Source organism: Bifidobacteriaceae bacterium (assembly GCA_031281585.1).
Classification (GTDB): Bacteria; Actinomycetota; Actinomycetes; order Actinomycetales; family WQXJ01; genus JAIRTF01.
In genome coordinates, this window is sequence record JAITFE010000129.1 from 1 (window position 1) to 21,126 (window position 21,126).

Consider the following 21,126-nt stretch of genomic DNA (forward strand, 5'->3'; position numbering starts at 1 on the left):
ACCGTCGAGAGGAACAGTCATGCGAATTGGAGTGCTCACCGGTGGGGGAGACGTTCCGGGACTCAACGCCGCGATCCGGGCGGTGGTGAAACGTGCCGAGATGGAATACGGGCACTCGGTGGTCGGCTTCCGGAACGGCTGGCGGGGCGTGGTCGAAGGCGACCTGACGGCGTTGACCAGGGAAGACGTGCGGGGGATCCTCCCGCGCGGCGGGACCATGCTGGGCACGGCCCGGTACCATCCGCACAAGAACGAGGGCGGGATCGACGGCGTGCTGTCCACCCTTGAGGCGGAGCGGGTTGAGGCGCTGGTGTGCATTGGCGGGGACGGCACGCTCAAAGCCGCGCACAAGGTGGCCAGGGCGGGCGTCAAGATTGTCGGCATCCCGAAGACCATCGACAACGACGTGGAGGGCACCGACCTGTCGATTGGCTTCCACACGGCGATCAACATCGCCACCGAGGCGATCGACCGGTTGCACACCACCGCCGAGTCCCACAACCGCGTCATGGTTGTGGAGGTGATGGGCCACACGGTCGGCTGGATCGCCGTCAACGCCGGCATTGCCGGCGGCGCGGACCTCATCATCACGCCCGAGGAGCCCTTCGACATCGAGGAGATCGCCCGCTTCATCCGCCGCCGCCACCGCTCCCACGCGAACTTCTCAATCGTGGTGGTCGCGGAGGGCGCCGAACCCGCCGAAGGCACCGACATGCAGTTCTCCACCCAGGTGGACGAGAAGGGCCGGATCATCGCCGGGTCGATCGGCGAACGGCTGACCATGGAGTTGAAGGAGCGGACCGGATTCGACACGCGCCTGACGGTGCTGGGCCACGTTCAGCGGGGCGGCACACCCACCCCGACCGACCGCATCCTGGGCTCCCGCTTCGGGGTGGCCGCCGTGGACGCCCTCTCCCAGGGCGTCTTCGGAGTGATGACGGCGGTCCGCGGCGAGGACATAGTCTTGGTCCCGCTGGAGGAGATAGCCGGCAAGGTCAAGCAGGTCCCGGAGGAGTTGGTGGAGGTCGCCCGCGCCCTTTGGTGACAGCTTCCGGCCATTGCCCGATGCCGTCGCCCCGGCTCCCAGCCCGCCTTGCGCCTGAGTTTCGAGGATGTCTGCACGGTGCAAGGCCGTTGGCGCGCCGTCCGGGCCGCGTGGGCCCTCAGCCGGATTGTCAGCCCTTGCTGACCTGTGACGCGGAGAGCGCCAGCGGAATCCGCCCGCCGGAACCAGCGGTCAGCGCGAAGCGACCGCAATGCCCGCCCTGAGGTGCTTGTTCATTGCCGGCCCAGATCCGGACCTGGCCCCGGGGCGGGAGTTGCCCAACTCGCCGAGTCTGCCGGCACCGGCGACGCGGGTGGAGCGTAAGGGTTGGGTGCTTGTGGGGCCTGGGCGACGGCATCGGGCCCTGGGTACGCGGACGGCTGCTGCTGGTACTGCGACCCGGTGTTGGAGTCCTGCGGCGGGTACGGCTGCGGAGCCGGGTAGGTTGGCGGCTGGCCATCCGGGTTGCTGGGGACCTGGTATTGCTGCGGCGAAGGGTAGGTGCCCTGCGGCGGGTACGGCTGCGGGGCGGGGTAGCCCGGCTGGCGCCCGTACGGGCTGGGGTCCTGGTACTGCGGCGGGTAGGGATAGGGCGGGGCGCCGGGCGGGTACGGGTAGGGCTGCGCGAACTGCGGCTGGGCCTGGCCCCTGCGGGCGAGCCCAACGGAAATGCCGCCGCCGATCATCGCGAAGAACAGCGCCAATCCGTAGGCTGGCATCATTTCGCCGCCGGACGCGGCGGCGCCGATCAGCGCGCCGACGATTTCCAGGCCCACCCACAGCCCAATGGTGTAACCCACGGCGCCGCCTCCGCTCTTGCCGCGCGCTTTGGCGGCCTTGGAATTGTTGGTGCAAAGCAATACGACTACAAGAATCTCAATCATGATGTGACCTTTCTATGGTTTTGCCTTCATCTCGTCGTGTGGCCTCAAATCTGCACCGGCCCCCGTGGTGTCATGACCTGGATATTTCCCCTTTTTGTGTGGTTCACCGTGCCGCAGGCGTAGCACTGGCGGTCGAAGCTGCCCTCGGTTGTCTCGACCGGGGATTTGTATCCGCACTGGCCGCATTCCATCAGGAGCACCAGAGTCGCGTACTCTCCGGCCGACTTGAGCATTGCCACTCCGAAGGGGCCTTTCATGGAGTCGCCGCCCGACGTCAACGACTTCGACTCGACCGGAGCCCCCGGAGCGGGTGACGTGCCTGGCAGTCGCAGGCCGCTGGTCTTGATGCGCGCCTCGGTGAAGAAGCCCACCATGTCGCGTCCCAGCGTGCCGTCCGGTGTGTCCACAAGGTGATATGTGTTCGGCGGCACGGAGGTCAGCTCGTTCAGAATCTTCGTGGCCTGGTACAGGGTCGGCGCTTTGGCGCTCTTGTAGGTGGACCCGCCCGACGCTTTCACCTGCCACGAGGGGGCCTTTTCGCGGGATTTCCCGCTCGCGTCTTGGACCCTGCCCGGGGCGCCGGGCGCCAGGGCGGGTTGCGGGGCCGGCGGCGCCGGAGGGGCGCCATACGGAGCGGGCCCCTGGTAGGGCGGCGCGGCCTGGGGCGGGTAGGGGTAGGGCTGCGGGGCTTGCGGCCGGCCGCCGCCCTTCCGGGCGATCCCCATGGAGATGCCGCCGCCAATCAGCGCGAAGAACAACGCCAATCCGTATGTCGGCAGCATCGCGCCGCCGGAGGCGGCCGCGCCGATAAGCGCGCCCAAGAACTCCATGCCGACCCACAGCGCAATGGTGTAGCCCACGGCGCCGCCGCCGTTCTTGCCTTGGGCTTTGGCGGCTTTGGAGTTGCTGGTGCAAAGCAAGATGACTACAAGAATCTCAATCATGATGTGGCCTTTCTATGGTTTTGTTGTCGATTCGGCCGCGGCGGCGGTGCCGCGACGCCTCATCCGTTTGCCAGGCTCAGGATGACAGCCGCGACCATCAACGCGATCGCCAGTCCTCCTACGACGGCAGACGTGACGAGGAGCGGACGCGAGCCTTTGGCGCGTTTGTCGAAACAGGAGACTGTGGCGTAGACACCGAGCACGGCGGTCGCGGCCCACGGCAAGACGAACAGCAGGTAGCCGCCCAGGTTCTGGTACGCCGGATCGATTAGGAAAACCCCTGATCCAACCAAGAAGCCAGCCAGCCCCGCCGTCAGCGTGACGATGGCGCAGGCCTTGAACACCGCTGGAACAGGACGTTTCATCGCTGGAGGCTCTGCGGGAACGGTCTTCCAGGCGCGCAGGAGCACCAGCCCGGTGATAGTCGGATTGAGCACGCCCCCAAGGAGACTGGGCACCGCCGGCATGACCAGGCGAACGAACCAACTCCAAGGCGGGCTGGCGAGGGTCGTGACCCAAGCCATGACCGGTTGAAGGACCCCTGCGAACACCATGGTGCCGGAGCCGATCAGGACCAGCACATAGCCGAGCCGACGGGAGCGCGCCAATTGCAGGTATCCAACCGTGAGGACCACGCAGCAAACAATCTGGAAGAAGTCGGGCCACCAGCCCCTTTGCTCGAAGGACTGTTGGGCGGGGACTCCGGCCATGAAGGTGGCGGACGCCCCACCGGCCAAGCAGAGCCAGAGCCAAATCTTCGGTCCTACCCCCACCGTCATTGCGCGGCTGGGCAAGAGACACAGAAGGCAGACCAATTTGACGGCCAAGCCCAGGGCCACAGCGGTCAGGAGCGGGCCCGCCACCCCGGCCTGCACGGCCAGGCCCGCCCGCAAGAAGGGAGGGTTGAGCCCCAGCGCCAGGGTGGTCAGGGGGGTGAGCACCGCAAACACGCCGCCCGCGAACAACGCGGCCAAGGTTGTCTGCTTTCGAGTGTCGCCGGGGCGCAGTTTGGCCGCGAACCAGCCAGCCAACACCACGGCCGCCGCGACCAGAAGCGTCTGCGTCAACACGCCCAACGTCTGCCGGCTTATCAGCGGCACCTGGGATTGGTAGAACCCGGCGCTCATGAAGGACCCGGGCGCCGCGACATAGCCGAGGAAGCAGGCCAGAGCCCCCGCGCCCGCCGCGATTCCGGCAGTTGCCTTGTAGAACAAGCCGGGCTTTTGCGCCAGGTAAGCTGCGGCGGCGAGCACAATCGCGAAGACGAGACGCGGCGCGGGCGTGGTCACCGTCCAGACATTGGCGAAAGCCAAGGACGCCAACAAGATGGCGATGGCCGCGCCCGCAAGCGCTACCGCCCGCATTGGGTTCTCCGGTTCGGCTGCACCTGCCGGCTGACCGGGCCAGAGCGGCGCCGACCCGCCCTGCGTGGCTGGCACCACCCAGTCGTTCGGCCCTGGAATTTGGCCGGCGGCCGGGCCAGGCTCGTACGCCTCAGCGGCTCCAGCGGGGGCCGGCGCTGGCGGCGTCGCCCCGCCGGGCGGGGCCGTCAAATGCGGGTTGGCAATCGACATTTCGGCTCAGGACTCCTCTCTTGGCCGCCGGGTCCCTGCGACCTCCACGGCGCTTTCCCAAGCTAGCCCGGACCGCTAAGGGAATGGTCTGCTCGGAGCAGACACTTTGGGCGGTCCCCTCACGGCCCGGCGCCTCGGCTCGCCAGGCACAAGCCAGCCGCCCGGGCCCGCGCAATCGACCGCACGGCCGCCGCCGGCAGGCGGCCTCCCAGTTCGGACCAGCTACTTGCGGAAGTCGAAATCGACTACCACGTAGGTGCCGGCCTGTTCGTTGTGGCGCACCATGGCGTACCCCTCGCCCTTGAGCTGCCCAAAGGAGGTGCCGGAGCCGCCGTAGATGCCGAGCAGCGTTTCCCCGGCGGCCACATCTGCGGCTTCACCGTTGATTGACTCATACATCGCCGAACCGCTCTCGACAATCGTGTACGCCCCGCCGGCGGCCTTGAATGCCTCCAATGCCTCGTCGACCTCGGCCTTGTCGGCTTTCGTGGACAGCAGAACCCCGTAGTCACCACCGGTCGCGTATCGCTCGAGCAGTTCGCCCACGACGGCGGCCGGGCGGTCTGCGGCCATGCCCCGGTCCGCGTCTCCGCCAGAGCATGCCCCCAATCCCAACCACACGGCCGACACGACAAGGACGGCGGTCGCGAACCGGCGAACGGTGCGTTTCATGGTGTGCTCCTTCAGACTTGGGAATACGGGTTAACGAGTCGGGATTGGGTGGCCGCATTGGGTGCAAAACTTGCCGGTGCCGGTCAGTTTCGCTCCGCAGGCGCTGCAGAACTTTGGCCTCGGCGGCGTCTGAAGAACCGGTTCGGGACCGCCATCCGGTGCCTCGGTTGCCTTCGCCGCGGGTACCGCCGGAGCCGAGGGATCTGGCTCAGTAGCAGCGCCCGGTGAGCCCGCAACTGCCGCGGACGCGGGTGAGGCTGGTTCCGGGGCCGGCGGCTCGGACGCCGGCGGTTCGGCGGCGGTTTCGGGGACCAACGCTGCCGACGTGGCAGGTTCCGAGGCGGACAGCCCGGACGCCGGCGGTTCGGCGGCGGTTTCGGGGATTGACGATGCCGACGTGGCGGGTTCCAGCGCCGATGGCTCCGGGGCGGCCGGCGCCGTCGTGGACGATCCCGCCGAGTCGGGCGCCGTCGCAGACGCGGGTTCCTCAGCCGGAGCGGTGGGCGGCGGGGGAGGAGGCGGCGGCGGTCCGGCTGGCGCGGGCGCGGGCGAAGCGTAAGGCGCGGCGGCGGGGGACGGCGGGGGCACGGCATCGGACGCGGGGGGCGGCTGGTGCGGGTACGGGGGCGGCGGCCCTTGGGGCGGGTACGGATACGGGGCCTGGGCGCCGGGCGGATAGGCGTACGGCGCGGCCGCCAACTGCGGTTGGACCTGGCCCACGCGCGCGATCACCCAGGACGCCGCGCCGCCGATCAAGGCGAAGACCAAGGCGAAGAGATACACCGGCACCATCTTCCCGCCGGACAGGAACGCGCCGATGAAGGCGCCCAGCAGCTCCATGCCGACCCACAGGGAGATGGTGTAGGCGACTGCGGGGCCGCCGCGGCGGCCTCGGGCTTTGGCGGCCTTGGAATTGGTGAGGCTCAGGAATATGAGTCCGAGTATTTCGAGCATGGCTTGACCTTTCTTTTCAATGCTGTGGACGCGGCGACGCGCGGTTCAATCGTCAATGGGTATTTCGAAGCCGTCGCTCGAGCCGTCCGCAGGCGCGAACTTGACCTTTATGGCGTCGACCTTCGACGGGAACATGTAGTCGACCCCGTCGTCGGTGGTTTGCACAGACGACCAACCGATTTCCTGTCCGCTCGCGGTGATCAGGTAGCAGTCGACGGGGAAAACGATCTTGCCGTTGCGGAACGGCAATGTGTTGAACCCGCTTCCTTTGACGATCACTTTGGAGTGGCCCTCCTCGTCGACGCCTATGTCGAAACTCGTGACGGTGTACTGGTTGTTGTAGGACTGGAGGCTCTCCGGCAAGATGTCGCCGAGGTCTCCAGACCCGTCCTCTTTGCCGCCGGTCGCCTGGTCGGTGGCCTGGGTGGCGACGGCCGGGCGGGCGCGAGGCGCTTGGCGGTCAGCCGCCGTGTCGTCCCCGGCGCTTTGGACCAGGGCGACGATCAAGCCGATCAGGACCGCGGCCACGGGCAGCGCCCCCAAGACCAAGGTTGTGACCAGCAGTCCGCGCGAGCCTTTGGACCGCTTGTCAAAGCAGGAGACCAGGCCGAACAGCGCGACCAGGCTGATGGTTCCCCCGAGCGCCACCGCCACCACCAATTGGCCCGACGGCTTCATTCCGGAGTTGATCTCGGCATACGCGGCGGTGCAGAGAATCAGGAAGATCAGCAGGCCGATCACCAGCGCGGAGACGGCGCCGATCTTGAAGATCACGGGCACCGGCCGCTTCGCGAAGGCGGGCTCCACGGGCACGGTCTTCCACGCGGCCAGCAGAATCAGGCCGGTGATTGTCGGGTTCAGCGCCCCCGTCACAACTGTGGCCAGGTTGAGCGCGGCGGAGGCGTCTCCCGAGCTCAGCGCCACCCAAACGACGTCGGCGAACTGGCCGAACAGCATGACGCCAGTGCCCAGAAGAACCAGGACGTAGCCCAAGCGCCGGGAGCGCACCAGCAGGATGTAGCCGGCGACCACCGTCAGGTACAGCGGCAACACGAAGTAGTCGGGAACCCAACCCACGATCGCGCCTCCGAAGGCAATCGACTGCTCGGCCAGGACCGCCATAGCGATGGTCGCCCCGGAGGTGAACACCAGACAGATCCAGAACCACACCTTCGGTCCCGCGCCAACGGTCATGCGCCGGCTCTTGAACAGGCAGAGCATGGCCGTCAGCTTGACTGAGAGCCCAAGCGCCACGGCGTAGGGTATGCCTCCCAGCCCTTGCGCGACAAAGTCCGCGTCAGGGAAGAAGACCACTGTCAGCACCGTGTCGAGCACAAGGTAGGCCTCTCCCGCGAACACTGCTCCCACGGTTGTCTGTCGGCGCGTGCCAGCCGAGGTCGTCTTCGTGGCGACCCAAGACGCCCCCACCACCGCTGCCGCGACCAGCAGACCCCGCACAACCATCAGCAAGACTTGTCCGGCCTCCAGGCCGCTGACGTCGTCGTGCCGGTACAACCACAGCGGCACCGCGCATCCCGCCGCCAGCACGAGAGCCAAAGCCGTCGCCCCGGCCACCGCCCCGCTGGCCACCTTGAAGAACCGCCCCGGCTTCTGCGCCAAATAGGCCGCCGAGCCGAGCGCCACCATTCCGAGCAGCTCCGGGTGGATGGTGCCGAGCATCCAGCCGGCCGTGGCGACGCAGGATGCCAGCAGCGCCGCCAGGACCACGCCCGCGAGCGCCAGCGCCCGGACCGGGTTCTCCGGGTCCGGCACGCCCTCCGGCGGAGGTGGCGGCGGAGGCGGGGAGCCGGCCACCCCGGCGGGAACCGGCGCGGCTTGCGCCGGAGCCATCCGGCCCGCCGGTTGCCCGCAAATCCCGCACTGGTTCGCCCCAGGTTCCAACCGCGACCCGCACTTAGTACAGAACATGATCGTTGCTCCTTGCTGTCAACGTTTTCGACCGTCTTTGGCCTGTGCTGTTGCCAGACTATTGGCCCCGGCCGCTCGGTGGGTCTGCTCAGCGCAGACAATTTCCGCGGATTTGCCCAGCCGATTGCCGGAAGAGCGCCTACGTGGACACGGGTTCGAAGGGATGGTCGTCGCTGCCGTCAAGCCGAACCATCCACAGCGCGTCGAAGGCATCGGCGTTCTCGTAGAACACCCACCCCCCGGCCACGCAATAAAAGCCGACCGCGTTCGGGGTCACTCTGGCGGGTTGCCCGCCCTCCAACGGCATCCGGAACAGGTCGTAGCCGTTGGTCAGGTAAAACAGGCCGTCCTTGGACGGCACCATTTGGATGGCGAAATCGTCCGTCATGCCTTGGGGGTCTCCGCCGTCCAGGTCGACGGACACCAGCCCCTGACCGTGGATCGACAACTCGCCGATATACAACCGGCCCTCGTAGGGGGTTGGGTAGGTCGGCTCGCCGGAATAGATCTCCTTCGTCTCCCCGGTTGCCAGGTCGGTTCGCATGACTCGGCTCTCGTCGTCGCCGTCAATGAAGAAGTGGTAGCCGCGGTAAACCGCGCTAAACAAGGCCAATTTGTCGTCGGCGCGGACCTTGCCGAACCCGTCCAGGCCAATCGAATAGAGCCGCAGCCAATCGGCGGTGCGGATGAAGTAGATGCGGCCGTCGTCAATGTACATGTCGCCGACATTTTCGCTCAGCAAGGTTGTGGTCCGGTTGGCGGCCGGGTCGTAGTGGTAAATGCCCGTGTCGTCGCAGGTGAAGTAGAGCTGGCCATCCCAGAAGTTGAGCCCGCGAAGGGTAGAGCCCCCGCATTCCGCCTCCTCCGTCGGTATCTCGCGCAAGACGGTGCCGTCCAGGGACAGTTGCCAGATGCTTTCTCCGTCGGAGACGTAAATGGTGTTTCCCGCCTCGACCGCGATCCCCTCGTTCAGGATGTTGCCCGCCAGGTTGCCAGCCTGGTCAGGCCCTTCGACGCGCGCGCTTTGGCCGGGCGACGGGGTGCCCGATGCCGTCTCGTCCGTCGCGCTCTCCCCGTCCGTTGGGCTCTGGTCGGCGCTGGGACTCAGCACCGCCGTGGGGCCGGGATTCGTCGCGGGGCCTTTCGATTCGCCGTCCGGGGAGTCCGCCAGCCTCCAAATGCCCACCCCGGCCAAAGCCAGGACAAGGGCTCCCGCCGCGACCGCCCCAATGAGGCGGCCGCGATTGCGGCCGCCAGAGCCGATCGCCTTGACCACCTCATCCGCGCTTTGAAGGCGGTCGGCCGGGTCGAACGCGATGCAGTGCTCGATCAATTCCCGCAGATGCTTGTCTGGAATCCGCTCGGCCAGGTTCTGGCGGTCCGGGCTGCCGGTCGCCAAGTAGATCAGCACAATCCCCAGGGCGTAAATGTCGGTCTGCGGCGAAGACTGAGCGTAACCGTACTGTTCGGGCGGGACATAGGGCATGGTGCCCACGAAATGCGTGTCAGACGTCGAACCCTCTTTGAAAGTGCGGGCTATCCCGAAGTCGGTCAAGCCCAGCGTGCCGTCCGGCCGCATGATGATGTTCTGCGGCTTGATGTCGCGGTGGATGACGGGCGGCTCCTGAGCATGCAAATACGTCAAAATGGCGCACAACTGGCGTGTCAGGCCGTAGATCTGGCTGGGCGACATGGTCCCTTTGGCGATCACCTGGTCAAGCGGCTCGCCCGGGAAATACTCGCGGGCCAAATAGCTGTGCCCGTCTTTGACCAGGGTGCCGTAGGCCTTCGGCACGCCGGGGAAGCTGAGCCGCGACAAGATGGAGTATTCGGCGTCGATCCGCGCGTCCCAATCCAATTGCGAGACCCGCAAGATGGCGCGGCCCCCGGTGCGCTTGTCCGTCACCAGGTAGACCTGGCGCGACGGCGACAACTTCAAGCACGCCTCCGGCCTGTAGATGGCGGTGATCGCGTCCGGCCAAGCGCCGCCCATCACTTCTTGTTCAAGGGATTCGTGGTAAGCACCCAAGAACTCTTCTGCGTCGCTCATCGGTGGTTCTCCTACATCGCTGGGGGACAGAAGTCACGGTATAGAACGTCTGGATTCGGCCACTTTACTCCGCAGCACGTTCCAGCGGCGGGCCAGACTGGCTTGGGAGAGTTGGCGGGACCAGGCGAACAACTGGGGGGTCAGGGCGATCGGGGCGACCGCGTGGCCAATCACGAACGCGACCACGAACGGACGGACAATGTGCGGCGGCTGGTCCTGGAGGACCGACAGGCAGCCCAACACGACCAAGAAATACGCCGCCACGGCTGGGGCGTTCTTGCGCGCGTAGCCCTTCAACAGGGCCCAACCGGCCGCCACCGAGTGCTCCACCCGGTCCACGCTGGTCGCCGGGAACGGCTCGTAGGTGCCTCGGTAGGCGTCCGAGAAGAAGATCCAGTGGCCGGTCAACATCGCGTACGAATGGCCCACAAAGGCGAGGCCGTTGAGCGCGAAGAACCGGACGGCATCGGACAACCCCCGCAAACCCAAGACCGAGCTGAGGAGGCAACCCTGAACCACCGGCAGCACCAGGAAGATCAGGCCGTTCACCAGCATCCCGGCGAACAGATAGTAGATCTGGTGGGTCGCCAGCAGCAGCAAGACCACCGGGAGGGCGGCCGCCAGGTTGATGTAGGAGAAGTGGTGGATCATCAGGTCGGCCCGCATGGGGAGCGGCAGGTAGGGGCGGCGGTCCTGGGTCAGTTCGGTCATGCCGTAGCAGTAGCGCTGCTGCTTGTCCGTCTCTTCGCCGAAGCTGGCGGTCACCTGCTCGGTGAAGGCGAGGCCCGGGAACGCGATGAACTTGCCGTGCCAGTTCGCCTGGTAGGCCTCAAGCGCCTTGGCGTAATCCTCGGAGACGCGGTCCTCCGGCCAATCGCCAGTTTCCTCGAGGAACGACCGGCGCAGGAAGGCGCTGTGGCCCATGATGTGGACCTGCAGGCCCTGCAGGGCCTTGCTCGCCAACGCGATCCCGTAGATGGCGCTGGTGAAGCGGGCCTGCAACCAGGTGAAATAGTTCTCATCCGGATTGGAGGCGCCGGTCACATGCTGGGTGAAAGCCAGTTTCGGGTCTGCGGCGAACTCCGGAGCGGTCGCGGTCAGCACGCCGGGCGCCAACCCGCTGTCTTTGTCGAGCAGGCAGATGAGTTCGTGGACAACGATCCGGCCCTCGGCCCAGCCGCCCTCATAGGCGCCGCCAGGGCCGGTCAAGTGGTCCAGCGTGATGCCCTGGGCCAGATGGCGGGCCAGCCCGTAGGTGTAATTGAGGTTGCCGGCCTTCTTGAACTTGCCGCGACGTCCCGCCAGCGGCCGGGCCACGAAGGCGATCCCATGGCGGCGGTAGAAGTCGAGGCGTTCGGCGGCGGCGCCCGTGGCGCCAGCCAACGTCGCGGCGGACAGGGGGGCGTTCAAGAACTTGGCGATCCCGTCGTCGGAGACCAGCAGATTGGCCTGGCGGCCCGTCACCCGCTGGTATTCGGCGACGGCCGCCAGGCAATCGCGGATCGTCGAGAAGATGACCTCGTTGGCCTCTGTGTACACGGCCAGGCTGATGGTGACCGGCATGTACTCCGACCAACTGGCGATCTTGCGGCGGGCGTTCGCGAAATAGACGGTGTTGAGCCGTTGCTTGCCGGCGAGCGCCGCCCGGACCTCGGGTTGCAACGTCCACAGGGTTGTGACCAGGAAGTACACCGGATAGATGAAGAACACCGCGGAAACCACGACCAGCGCGACCCTTAGCGGACTGGTGCCGTAGGAGACAAGGACGCCCATGTGTGCGCCCAGGTCGCACACCGCCGTCATGATGGCGACCTCGCCCGCATGGCCCGACTCGCCCAATCTGAGGCGGGCGGAATACTCCGGTACGACTGCCCGCAAGACGGCGCAGCCGAGCGTGAAATAGAGGACCAGGCCAGCGATCATGGACAAGAAGATGGTCAGGAAGCTCACGCCCCAGCCGTCCACGCCAATCCGCCAGCCGAACGCGGCCGGAACGGACGCCACGGCCATGGCCGCGGCGAACGCGGCGGCCTTGGCTACAGTCAGGCCAATGTCAACCGTTGAGCCGCTGTGAGCCCAGCGCCGCGCAGGGCGAGCCGAGGCGCGGTGCCTTCGGGCGCCGGCCGCCGCCTGGGGGCGCCGCATGAGCCGCATGAGCCGCGTGCAGGCGCGGCCCCTCGCGCTTCGGTTTGCTCGTGTCGAAGCCATCGCCTGCTCCTCTCCTCCGGGGCGCCGTCGCCCCCCTCGCCGACGAGTCTTCCAAGCCCGGCAACGCCGGTGGTCTGCTCTGTGCATACAATCCCGGCGGGCCCAAATCCGCCCGGCGGCGCCCGGTCCCGCCCCCCGTCCGGGTATGGTTGTGCGTGTCGGGGGACTTGACCAGTGGCCAAGACTGGAAAGCGGATATGACAGATCAGGCTGGGGCGCGCGACCTGAGGCGGGGCTACGCTACGCCCGCGCCTGCGCGGACGCGGCCGGGCGGCATCGGCGGCGGTGGCGGCGGCGTGCCCCCGGAACTGAACACCGAGGCGATGATGAACCGCCTGAAGGAGGACTTCGCGGCTTTCCCCGGCGGCGACGAGGCGGGTTTCCTGGACGCGGACATCCGCGACTTCTTCAACGAATTGTTCCGCGGTTGCCCGCTGACCCGCAGCGAGGTGATCCGCGAGGCGAACATCTCCCGCACCTACGGCTACCAGATCATGGACGGCACGCGGATCGGCAAACGCGACTATTACCTCGCGATCGGCTTCGCAATGGGTCTGAACCTGAAGCAGACCCAGCGGATGTTGGCCGTGACCGCTACCGGGGCCCTCCATCCCCTGATCAAACGGGACGCGGCCATCATCTTCGGCCTGAACCACGGCTACGACAACAACAAGCTCTATTGGTTCTTGACCGAGTTGGGTCTGCCGCCCCTGAACACGGGTGTCGAGGGCGCGTGACCCTGGCAATGGGACGGGGCTCTTAGCGGCGACGATGCCGTGTGGCCGGGAAACGGCACCGGCGGCGGTTGCCCGGCGGCGGCCACTCAGTGGAGCAGTACTGCCACACCTACTCCGCCAAGGACTTCAAGCCCCGCCGCGACCTGCCTGCCGGACAATTGGTCACACGCCCAGGGCCAGGCGCAATCCGCGACTCAGTTCTTGGATCAGGTCTGCGGGCAGAAGCCCCACGCGGTCAACCAGCAAGTACCGGTCCACCGTGGCGATCTCGTTGACGCGGATGACCGAATCTTTCGGGAGGCCGCCCGCGCCTTTGGGCACGAACACGTTGCCGGGGAAGCGGGCGGCGGCCAGGTTCCCGGTCAAAGACGCGACAATCACCGTGGCCAACGCTGAGTCGTTGAACGACTGCGATTGAACCACCACCACCGGCCGCCGCTTGGCGGGACCATGGCTGGCGGCCGGAACGGGGAAGTCAAACCACCAGACCTCGCCCCGCCGTATCACCAAGGGTCCCGACCCCACCGCTGCAGCATGGCGGCGGTTCCCATTTCCACGAACGCAGCCGACTGGGCGGCCGACTCGGCGGATTCGGCCGCCAACGCCTCGTTGACGCGCGCTGTCACATCGGTCGATTCGAGTGCCCTCAGGTAGAACTCCGCCGCATCCGTGAAGAGCCGGGACCGGGACACGCCCCTGCTCTGGGCCGCCGCCTCGACACGCGCGTAGGTGTCGGCGGGCACTGAAATCGCAGTCTTCACACGTCGAGTATAACCCGGTAATACCGGGACGGCTGAAGCCCCGGTCAGGCGGCCGCGAACAGCGCCGCGTAGCGGTCCAGGGTGTCCGGGGGCACGGTCTTGAGGGTGCCCGTGGCCTGGGCCAGCGGAACAGTCGCGATGTCCGGACCGTGCAGCGCCACCATGACGCCCGTCTCGCCCCGGTGCAGCGCGTCCACCGCCGCGATCCCCAACCGGGTGGTCAGCACCCTGTCGAACGCGCACGGCGTGCCGCCGCGCTGGACGTGGCCCAGGACCACCGAACGGGTCTCGACCCCCGCCCGCGCTGAGAGCTCATCAGCCAGGTAGTCGGCTATCCCGCCCACTCTGACGTGCCCGAACTCGTCCACCGCGGCACCCGATTCGGCCTGGACGGCATCGGCGCGGGGGAGCGCACCCTCCGCCACCACCACCACGGCGTCCCGCCGGGCCGCCACCAGACCCCGGACCCTCGCGGCGACATCGTCCAAGGAGAACGGCACCTCCGGGATCAACGCGGCCGCAGCCGAGGTCGCCAACCCAACCTCCAGCGCGATCCAGCCCGCGTGGCGGCCCATCACCTCCACCACCAGCGCGCGGTGATGCGAGCGCGAGGTGGTGCGCACCCGGTCCACCGCGTCCGTCGCGATCTGCACCGCCGTGGTGAACCCGAAGGTCACGTCCGTCCCGGTCAGGTCGTTGTCGATGGTCTTGGGCACGCCCACGCAGCGCACACCCGCCTGGGACAGGCGCGTCGCCGCCCCCAGCGTGTCCTCGCCGCCAATCGGTATCAGGGCGTCGATGCCGTCCGCTCCCAGATTCGCCTTGATCGCCTCGATCCGGTCCTCCCGCCCGGCGTTCGTCCGCGACGTTCCCAGAATGGTGCCCCCCACCGGCAGGATCTCCTCCACGTCCGCCAGGCCGAGGGGCTGGCTGACCCGCTCCAGCGGGCCCCGCCAGCCGTCCAGGTAGCCCACGAACTGGTCGCCGTGGACCTTGATCCCCTGGGTCACCGCCGCGCGGATGACGCCGTTCAGGCCGGGGCAGTCGCCGCCGCCGGTGAGCAATCCGATCCTCACGCGATCACCTCCAACAAGCCCCCCACCGCCGCGCGGACCGCCTCCCGCGCGGGGGCGAAGTACTTGCGCGTGTCCACCAGCGTCGGGTTGTCGTCCAAAGTGGCGCGGACCGCGCCCGTGAAACGCTGCGACAGCAGCGTCGCGATGTTGATCTTGGTCATCCCCGCCTTGACGGCGGCGGCCAGGTCGCCGTCCGGCACGCCTGAGGACCCGTGGAGCACCAGCGGCACGGGGACCGCCGCGTGGATGGCGGCGATCAACTCGAAATCGAGCTTCGCGTCGCGGCTGGTCATCGCGTGGGAGGAGCCCACGGCGACCGCGAGCGAGTCGACGCCGGTGTCGCGGACGAACTGCGCGGCATCCTCCGGGTCCGTCCTGACCCCCGGGGCGTGCACGCCGTCCTTGCCCCCGATCTCTCCCAATTCGGCCTCCACCCAGGCTCCGCGGGCGTGCGCCAGCGCGGCCACGGCAGCGGTCGCGGCCCGGTTCGCCTGGTCCGGCAGCTTCGAGCCGTCGTACATGATCGAATCGAAGCCCAGGTCCAGGGCCTCGCCGATCAGTTCGAAGGATTCCGCGTGGTCCAAGTGCACCGCCACCGGCGTGGCGGCGTCCCGCGCCAGCGCCTGGCAAGCCCGTGCGATCGGCGCCAGGCGGCCGTGATACTTGACGCAGTTCTGGGAGATCTGCAGGATCACCGGCCGGCCGGCGTCCTCCCCGCCCGCCACGATGGCCTCGGCCAGTTCGAGTTGGATGACGTTGAAAGCTCCCACGCCGCCTGCGGTGGCGGCGGCCGGGCGGATGATCTCCGCCGAGGGGACTAGAGGCATGGCAAATCCTTCAGAGTTGATCGATTATGACTTGGCCGCTTGCGGCTCATCGAGCATAGCCTGATCGAGAATGACCGAACGGGTCAAATGTCGCGGGTGATCAGGATCCAGACCACGCGCGACTCCGCGCGCCACGGCCAGGCGCTGCACGCGGACCAAGTCCGCCATGGGGTCCAGCGTCGAGTTGATCCAGGTCGCCCCGGTGGCGCGCACATCATCCCGCAGCCCTTCCGGCGGCGGCCCGAACATCCAGACCAGACGGCCGGGCTCGGCCAAGGCGATGGGACCATGCCGGTAGTCCATGGCGGGGTAGGCCTCGGTGAAGCTCAGCGACGCCTCGCGCAGTTTCAGCGCGGCCTCCTGCGCCAGGCCGATGGTCCAACCGCGGCCCAAGAAGGCTGCCTGAGTCGCCTCGATCCACGCATTTCCAATCGGCTCCTCCAGCGCCGCCCGGCAGTCCTCGATCGCGCGCCCCAGGTCTTCGCCGAGCCAGGCCCGCAACAGCGCCAGGGTCGAGGTGGCGAACCGGGTCTGCACCACCGACCGCTCATCCGCGAATTCAAGGCCGATGACGTGGTCCGCCTGGTCCGCCACGGGGGTGCCGCGGACGCCGACGATCGCGACCGACGCGGTCGCCGGGTTGAGGCCGGCCAGCGCCTCGGCCACCTCCGTCGTTGTGCCAGAGCGGGAGATCGCCACAACGCGGTCGTAGTCTCTGGCCAACGGCAGCTCCGTGGCCGTGAAGGCGTCGGTCCAGCCGTGGCCCGCCCGTTCGCGCAGGGCCGCGTAGGCCATGGCGATGAACCAGGACGTGCCGCAGCCGATCACGGCGGTCTTCTCGCCTGGGCTTGGCAGGCCGGGGGCGGTCGGCGCCAGCGCAGCCGCCTCCGCCCAGCATTCCGGTTGGGACTCGATTTCTCCGGTGACTAGCAGGTGGTCAAGTTGCGTGGTCATGATGCTCCCCGTGATCAGTAGTCTGTGCTCTCAATTGGAGTATACGCGCCTGTTTGTGCGCGATCAAACGTCCAGCGAGCAATTTCGCGCATCTGTCCGGCTGCTAGCCGGCTGTCACCACCAGCCCGGCCGCAATGGCCGTGCCCACCAGACCGGCGTCCTGCCCCAAGGCCGCCTCGACAACGTCCGGCATGACCTGGAAGGTCAGCCGGTCCGACAGTTCGGCGCGGAGCGGCGCCAACAGGCTTTCGCCCGCGCGCGACAATCCGCCCGCGATCACAATCCGGTCTGGGTCCAGCAGCGTGACCACGGTGACCAGGCCTTCGGCGAGTGCGCGGACGGCATCGTGCCAAACCTGCGCAGCCGCTCGATCGCCGGCCTGCGCCCGGCGCCCGACCTCTTTCGCGTCCGGGGTGGCTGGCCCGCCCACGGGCTGGCCGGTCAACTCGGCGTAACGACGGGCGATCGAGGAGGCAGCCGCGACGCGTTCCAGACACCCAACGCTCCCGCAACCGCACGGTTCGTCCGACCAGGGGACGCGCAGGTGGCCCAATTCCAACGTGCGGCCATGGGCTCCCCGGTAAGGCTGGCCCCGATTGACCAGTCCCGCCGCGATCCCGGTGCCGATCGGCACCACAACCGCAGCGCGCGCTCCGGCGGCGGCGCCCAGGGAGTATTCGGCCAAAGCGCCCACGGTGACGTCGTGGCTCAGAACCACAGGCGTCCCGATCAGGTCCGCGAGCGCGGCCGCGATCGGGTAGTCGGACCAGTCGAAGTTGGCGGCGAGCATGGCTCGCCCGCGCGCCTCGTCCACCAAGCCCGGGATGGCCACGCCGACGGCCGACGGCCGCCGCCCCGTCGCCTCCGCTGCGGCAGCCGCCAACTCCCGGCCCACCGCCGCGATCCGATCCACAATGGAGCGGTGGCCGTCGCGCGTGCCGGTTGGGCGCGTGATCCGATTGCGAATGCTCCCGCCCGGACCGACCAACCCGCCCTTAATCAGGGTTCCGCCAACGTCAATCGCGGGAATAGCCTGTTCCGACACGCTGCGACCTCCACTAGTCAATGAGCAATTATGATCGTATACTAGTAGCGCGCTGAGAAACGCGCTTCCCGGCTGGCTCTGTTTTCAGTGGCCTGAGGCGCTTCCAGCAATCATGCAGCGGCGACGGCAGTTCGCGGGCCGCCAACCATCGCGCGAAGGAGGTTTGTCCGTGGATCGGCACGAGCGCATCTCGGCCCTGCTGGCCATGCTCGCCAAGGACGGCAAGGTGGAAGTCGACCAGGCGGTCGAAGCCCTTGGCGCCTCTCCGGCGACCATTCGGCGCGACTTGGTGTATCTGGACGAGCAACGGCTGGCCACGCGCACCCACGGGGGCGCGATCGCCAATTCAGGCTCCTTCGACTTGCCGCTGCGGTTCAAGACCGGGCGCGCGGTGGAGGAGAAGCAGCGGATCGGCGAGGCGGCCGCAGGGTTGGCCGCCGCCGGGTCGGTCGTCGCCATCAACGGGGGCACCACCACGCTGGAGGTCGCGCGCGCTTTGGCGGCGCGCCCCGACCTGGCCGCACGGGAAGGCGCCGGACCGGCGCTGACAATCGTCACGAACGCGGTCAACGTGGCCGGCGAATTGCTGGTGCGACCCTACTTCAAAGTGGTGGTGACCGGGGGAGTGGTGCGCGCCCACTCCTATGAGCTGTTCGGCCCGCTGGCCGAGCGCTCAATTGAGTCGCTCTCGGTGGACTTGACGTTCCTCGGCGTGGACGGCTTCGACCCCGCCTTCGGCGCCAGCGCCTTTTCCGACGCCGAGGCCTCGACCAACTCCCTACTGGTCGAGGCCTCGGCCAAGGTCGTGGTCGTGGCGGACTCAACGAAGATCGGCCGCCGCGCCTTCGCCCAGATCTGCCCCCCGGCCAGCGTCGACACCCTGGTCACGGACGGGGGCGTGCCCCCGGAGTGGCAGGCCCGCGTCCAGGCCGCCGGCATAGAGGTAATCACCGCCTGACAAAACGGGGACCCAACCGAAAACGGGGACGGTACCTATTTCCACTCGGAAATAGGTACCGTCCCCGTTTTCGTCCCCGTGTCCGCGATTGTCTGCTGGGAGCAGACCACCGCCCCCGCTCACCCGCATAAGTTGGCTTTGCGCCCGCGAAATCGGGGCGCCGACAGCAACCTTGAGACAGGAATAAGGAGTGGGACCATGATTGTGAAGCATTGGCGAGTGGCATGGGTGCGACAGGCCGCATTGGCCGCGTTGGCAGCGGCGGCGCTGAGCCTGGGGGCCTGCGCGACTTACGGTCAGGCCACCGACACGGATTCGGACCGAGACGCTGCCTCCGGCACCGAGGCGGAGGACTCATCGGATGGCGGCCCGGACGAAGAGCCGACGCCCATCGGAGAAGTCGAGATCGGATGGCGCGACCGGACCTTGGGGTTCGACGCGATCACCGACGACCAAAGCCAGATCGACGCCGACCCGGCCCCGTCCGGCAGCAAGCTGTTCCGGATCGTGTTCAAGTACCTTGACGATCCAGACGAGCATGAAACGACCGCCAGCGCGCGGTCCAGCCTGTTCGAGTACTTCGCGAGCGACCCGATCACGGTGATCGGACCGGACGCGAAGGTGTACGAGCGGCGAGACGGCGCCGAGTTCATCAGCATGATGATCGGCGGGTCCGGGGAGACCGACATTGTGCAATTCTCGGTCACCTTCGAGGTCCCGGCGGATTCGCGGCCGGACGACTTTGAACTGGACACCGGCTCGGGCGGCCGAGTCCCGTTGACCACGTACGCCTCTGAGGAATACCTCGCGGATCAAGCGGAGTCTGACTGACCAGGCTCCCGCGGCGAGAGGCGCCGGGACCGCACCCCGACCCGTCGGGCGGCTGTGGGGCCCGGCGGCGAACCGCGGGTGACTAGACGGCATCGGGCACGGTGGTTGAAACCTGGCCAACAGGTGCTGGTGGATGGTGGTAAACTCACCAAGCTATCTCTGCGGTCTCTTGACCGCGGGGGCGGCGTGTCCTGTCCGAACACTTAACCAAAAACGAGTCCAATATTCTATGACAACATCCTTACCACCCGCAGTGTCTGAAGCCCCAGTCCCAGAGGTCGCCGTCAACGACATCGGAACCAGCGAAGACCTGCTCGCCGCCATTGACGGCACGATCAAGTATTTCAACGATGGCGACATCGTTGAAGGAACCGTGGTCAAAGTCGACCGGGACGAGGTGCTCCTCGACATTGGCTACAAGACGGAAGGCGTGATTCCGTCTCGCGAACTGTCCATCAAACACGATATCGATCCGTCACAGATCGTCTCAGTCGGCGACAAGATCGAAGCCCTGGTCCTCCAAAAGGAAGACAAAGAGGGGCGGCTGATACTGTCCAAGAAGCGGGCGCAATATGAGCGCGCCTGGGGGGCGATCGAGAAGATAAAGGAAGCCGACGGAATTGTCACCGGCACCGTCATCGAGGTCGTCAAGGGCGGCCTGATTGTGGACATCGGTCTGCGCGGCTTCCTACCCGCCTCGCTCGTTGAAATGCGCCGGGTCCGCGACCTGCAGCCCTACATTGGGCAGGAACTCGACGCCAAAATCATCGAACTCGACAAGTCCCGCAACAACGTGGTCCTCTCCCGCCGCTCCTGGCTGGAGCAGACCCAGTCCGAGGTTCGCTCGACGTTCCTGTCCCAGCTAAAGGAAGGCCAGGTCAGGACCGGCGTGGTGTCCTCGATCGTCAACTTCGGCGCCTTTGTCGACCTTGGCGGCGTGGACGGCCTGGTGCATGTCTCCGAACTCTCTTGGAAGCACATCGACTATCCGGACGAGGTAGTCAAAGTGGGCCAGGAGGTCACGGTCGAGGTCCTTTCCGTGGAGTTGGACCGCGAGCGGGTTTCGCTCTCGCTCAAGGCCACCCAGGAAGACCCGTGGCAATTGTTCGCCCGGACGCACGCGATTGGCCAAGTCGTTCCCGGCAAGGTCACAAAGCTCGTGCCGTTCGGCGCGTTCGTGTCCGTCGAAGACGGGATCGAAGGTCTGGTCCACATCTCCGAATTGGCCGTCCGCCACGTCGAGCAACCCGAACAGGTTGTCAAAGTGGGGGAGACGGTCTTCGTCAAAGTCATCGACGTCGACTTGGAGCGCCGCCGCATTTCGCTGTCGCTCAAGCAGGCGAACGAGGGCGTGGACCCGAACGGCGACGATTCGACATTCGACCCGGCCCTGTACGGCATGGCCGCCGAATACGACGAAGACGGCAACTACAAGTACCCCGAGGGATTCGATCCGGAAACGAACGAATGGATCGAAGGCTTCGAGACTCAGCGCCAGGCCTGGGAGCAGGCCTATGCCGACGCCCTGGCCCGCTGGCAGGCCCACAAGGCCCAGGTCCAGACCGCGCGGCAGGCCGATCAGCACGCCGCCGTCGAGGACGGCAGCGCCACCAACTACCGCTCCGACCTCACGGAGGCGGAGGGCACATTGGCCTCTGACGAGGCCCTTGCGGCCCT

General features: G+C 67.3%; 19 protein-coding genes. 5 read left to right on the forward strand and 14 right to left on the reverse strand.

All coding sequences use genetic code 11. The annotated features are described in order from the left end of the window. Window positions 1-19 precede the first annotated feature (19 nt). On the forward strand, window positions 20-1,045 hold the full coding sequence (locus tag LBC97_13750; GenBank protein ID MDR2567091.1) for a 6-phosphofructokinase: 1,026 nt from the start codon (window positions 20-22) through the stop codon (window positions 1,043-1,045). A gap of 233 nt (window positions 1,046-1,278) precedes the next feature. Here the strand turns inward: LBC97_13750 and LBC97_13755 are convergent, their stop codons facing one another. The 8 genes from LBC97_13755 to LBC97_13790 form a co-directional block, all read right to left on the reverse strand. Continuing rightward, on the reverse strand, window positions 1,279-1,929 hold the full coding sequence (locus LBC97_13755) for a hypothetical protein (GenBank protein MDR2567092.1): 651 nt from the start codon (window positions 1,927-1,929) through the stop codon (window positions 1,279-1,281). 44 nt (window positions 1,930-1,973) lie between these two features. Next, on the reverse strand, window positions 1,974-2,873 hold the full coding sequence (locus LBC97_13760; protein ID MDR2567093.1) for a hypothetical protein: 900 nt from the start codon (window positions 2,871-2,873) through the stop codon (window positions 1,974-1,976). 59 nt (window positions 2,874-2,932) lie between these two features. Next, on the reverse strand, window positions 2,933-4,447 hold the full coding sequence (locus tag LBC97_13765; protein MDR2567094.1) for a hypothetical protein: 1,515 nt from the start codon (window positions 4,445-4,447) through the stop codon (window positions 2,933-2,935). 222 nt (window positions 4,448-4,669) lie between these two features. Then, window positions 4,670-5,119 (reverse strand): hypothetical protein, encoded by a 450-nt coding sequence (locus LBC97_13770; GenBank protein MDR2567095.1) that lies wholly within the window; start codon window positions 5,117-5,119, stop codon window positions 4,670-4,672. A gap of 30 nt (window positions 5,120-5,149) precedes the next feature. Beyond that, window positions 5,150-6,073, reverse strand: a complete 924-nt coding sequence (locus tag LBC97_13775) for a hypothetical protein (protein ID MDR2567096.1) — start codon at window positions 6,071-6,073, stop codon at window positions 5,150-5,152. 45 nt (window positions 6,074-6,118) lie between these two features. Then, entirely contained in the window at window positions 6,119-8,002 is a 1,884-nt protein-coding gene (locus tag LBC97_13780; GenBank protein MDR2567097.1) for a zinc ribbon domain-containing protein, read from the reverse strand. A 139-nt stretch (window positions 8,003-8,141) separates the two neighbouring features. Further along, window positions 8,142-10,052, reverse strand: a complete 1,911-nt coding sequence (locus tag LBC97_13785; protein ID MDR2567098.1) for a DUF5050 domain-containing protein — start codon at window positions 10,050-10,052, stop codon at window positions 8,142-8,144. Between the two features lie 33 nt (window positions 10,053-10,085). Next, entirely contained in the window at window positions 10,086-12,056 is a 1,971-nt protein-coding gene (locus LBC97_13790; GenBank protein ID MDR2567099.1) for a glycosyltransferase, read from the reverse strand. Between the two features lie 401 nt (window positions 12,057-12,457). Between LBC97_13790 and LBC97_13795 the strand changes: the two genes are divergently transcribed. Beyond that, window positions 12,458-12,997 (forward strand): hypothetical protein, encoded by a 540-nt coding sequence (locus tag LBC97_13795; protein ID MDR2567100.1) that lies wholly within the window; start codon window positions 12,458-12,460, stop codon window positions 12,995-12,997. Window positions 12,998-13,159: 162 nt separating this feature from the next. Here the strand turns inward: LBC97_13795 and LBC97_13800 are convergent, their stop codons facing one another. The 6 genes from LBC97_13800 to LBC97_13825 form a co-directional block, all read right to left on the reverse strand. Continuing rightward, complete coding sequence (locus LBC97_13800; GenBank protein MDR2567101.1) at window positions 13,160-13,522, reverse strand: type II toxin-antitoxin system PemK/MazF family toxin; 363 nt, start codon at window positions 13,520-13,522, stop codon at window positions 13,160-13,162. Beyond that, a complete protein-coding gene (locus tag LBC97_13805; protein ID MDR2567102.1) occupies window positions 13,501-13,758 on the reverse strand; it encodes a ribbon-helix-helix domain-containing protein in 258 nt (85 codons plus the stop codon). The genes LBC97_13800 and LBC97_13805 overlap by 22 nt, the downstream gene beginning before the upstream one ends. Before the next feature lie 44 nt (window positions 13,759-13,802). Then, the gene (locus tag LBC97_13810; protein MDR2567103.1) at window positions 13,803-14,834 is read right to left on the reverse strand and encodes an ATP-dependent 6-phosphofructokinase; all 1,032 of its coding nucleotides are present in this window, start codon (window positions 14,832-14,834) and stop codon (window positions 13,803-13,805) included. Then, window positions 14,831-15,661 (reverse strand): class II fructose-bisphosphate aldolase family protein, encoded by an 831-nt coding sequence (locus LBC97_13815; protein MDR2567104.1) that lies wholly within the window; start codon window positions 15,659-15,661, stop codon window positions 14,831-14,833. Before LBC97_13815 ends, LBC97_13810 begins: the two co-directional genes overlap by 4 nt. 24 nt (window positions 15,662-15,685) lie before the next feature. Beyond that, on the reverse strand, window positions 15,686-16,615 hold the full coding sequence (locus LBC97_13820; GenBank protein MDR2567105.1) for an SIS domain-containing protein: 930 nt from the start codon (window positions 16,613-16,615) through the stop codon (window positions 15,686-15,688). Between the two features lie 103 nt (window positions 16,616-16,718). Beyond that, complete coding sequence (locus LBC97_13825) at window positions 16,719-17,660, reverse strand: ROK family protein (protein ID MDR2567106.1); 942 nt, start codon at window positions 17,658-17,660, stop codon at window positions 16,719-16,721. Between the two features lie 169 nt (window positions 17,661-17,829). Between LBC97_13825 and LBC97_13830 the strand changes: the two genes are divergently transcribed. The 3 genes from LBC97_13830 to rpsA form a co-directional block, all read left to right on the forward strand. Beyond that, window positions 17,830-18,618, forward strand: coding sequence for a DeoR/GlpR family DNA-binding transcription regulator (locus LBC97_13830; GenBank protein MDR2567107.1), 789 nt, complete (start codon window positions 17,830-17,832; stop codon window positions 18,616-18,618). A gap of 198 nt (window positions 18,619-18,816) precedes the next feature. Further along, on the forward strand, window positions 18,817-19,449 hold the full coding sequence (locus tag LBC97_13835) for a hypothetical protein (GenBank protein MDR2567108.1): 633 nt from the start codon (window positions 18,817-18,819) through the stop codon (window positions 19,447-19,449). 229 nt (window positions 19,450-19,678) lie between these two features. Further along, a partial coding sequence (gene rpsA, locus LBC97_13840) for a 30S ribosomal protein S1 (protein ID MDR2567109.1) occupies window positions 19,679-21,126 on the forward strand: 1,448 nt, incomplete at its 3' end.

What these genes read in the sequence shown, in the direction of transcription:
- LBC97_13835 (MDR2567108.1), top strand. Translation starts at nt 18,817, where the DNA reads ATGATTGTGAAGCATTGGCGAGTGGCATGGGTGCGACAGGCCGCATTG.
- LBC97_13820 (MDR2567105.1), bottom strand. Translation starts at nt 16,615, where the DNA reads ATGACCACGCAACTTGACCACCTGCTAGTCACCGGAGAAATCGAGTCC.
- LBC97_13815 (MDR2567104.1), bottom strand. Translation starts at nt 15,661, where the DNA reads ATGCCTCTAGTCCCCTCGGCGGAGATCATCCGCCCGGCCGCCGCCACC.
- LBC97_13755 (MDR2567092.1), bottom strand. Translation starts at nt 1,929, where the DNA reads ATGATTGAGATTCTTGTAGTCGTATTGCTTTGCACCAACAATTCCAAG.
- LBC97_13780 (MDR2567097.1), bottom strand. Translation starts at nt 8,002, where the DNA reads ATGTTCTGTACTAAGTGCGGGTCGCGGTTGGAACCTGGGGCGAACCAG.
- LBC97_13795 (MDR2567100.1), top strand. Translation starts at nt 12,458, where the DNA reads ATGACAGATCAGGCTGGGGCGCGCGACCTGAGGCGGGGCTACGCTACG.
- LBC97_13770 (MDR2567095.1), bottom strand. Translation starts at nt 5,119, where the DNA reads ATGAAACGCACCGTTCGCCGGTTCGCGACCGCCGTCCTTGTCGTGTCG.
- LBC97_13760 (MDR2567093.1), bottom strand. Translation starts at nt 2,873, where the DNA reads ATGATTGAGATTCTTGTAGTCATCTTGCTTTGCACCAGCAACTCCAAA.
- LBC97_13765 (MDR2567094.1), bottom strand. Translation starts at nt 4,447, where the DNA reads ATGTCGATTGCCAACCCGCATTTGACGGCCCCGCCCGGCGGGGCGACG.
- LBC97_13775 (MDR2567096.1), bottom strand. Translation starts at nt 6,073, where the DNA reads ATGCTCGAAATACTCGGACTCATATTCCTGAGCCTCACCAATTCCAAG.
- LBC97_13785 (MDR2567098.1), bottom strand. Translation starts at nt 10,052, where the DNA reads ATGAGCGACGCAGAAGAGTTCTTGGGTGCTTACCACGAATCCCTTGAA.
- LBC97_13750 (MDR2567091.1), top strand. Translation starts at nt 20, where the DNA reads ATGCGAATTGGAGTGCTCACCGGTGGGGGAGACGTTCCGGGACTCAAC.